This window comes from Nocardioides terrigena, assembly GCF_003047265.1.
Lineage (GTDB): Bacteria > Actinomycetota > Actinomycetes > Propionibacteriales > Nocardioidaceae > Nocardioides > Nocardioides terrigena.
This window is the reverse complement of sequence record NZ_PZYY01000062.1, coordinates 1-625: the sequence shown is the minus strand read 5'-3', so window position 1 is coordinate 625 and position 625 is coordinate 1. Positions and strand designations below refer to the sequence as shown.

Annotated in this window: 1 protein-coding gene; it reads left to right on the top strand. The window is 57.4% G+C overall.

All coding sequences use genetic code 11. The features are described 5' to 3' along the window. The coding region (locus DAE25_RS22840) for an IS5 family transposase (RefSeq protein ID WP_159083938.1) at positions 1-625 on the top strand (625 nt) is incomplete at both ends.

Here is a 625-nt window from a genome sequence, read left to right as displayed (position 1 = left end):
AGAGTGGGAACGCCTGCTGGCGGAACTGAGGAAAATACCGGGCATTCGCATCGGAGTGCCGATGAAGTGTCGCTTTTTTGTCGAAGCGGTACTGTGGATTTTGCGCACGGGAGCCCAGTGGCGGGTACTGCCCGTGCAGAATGGGCGTTGGAACAGTGTATTCAAGCGTTTTTCGCGGTGGAGCAAGTTGGGCGTCTGGAGTCGGATACAGGATGAGTTGGCGCAAGGCGCTGATTTGCAGAATGTTTGCATCGACAGCACGATCGCTCGTGCCCATGCCTGCGCAGCGGGCGCGGGCAAAAACAGCGCTGATGACGAGGCGCTTGGCCGCTCGCGTGGCGGGTTCAGTTGCAAGATTCACGCACTCACCGACAGCTTGGGATTGCCTATCAAGTTCATTCTGACGGGTGGTCAAACGGCGGACATCTCGCAGGCATTGCCGCTCTTGCAGGGCATCAAGGCTGACGCGCTGCTGGCCGACAAGGGCTACGACGCCGACGCATTGCTGGCTTGGCTGAAAGAACACGAGATGGAGGCCGTCATCCCGGCAAAAGCGAACAGAAAAGAGCAAAGATCGTGCAATTGGTGGCTCTATAAGGAACGGCATGTTGTGGAATGCATGTTC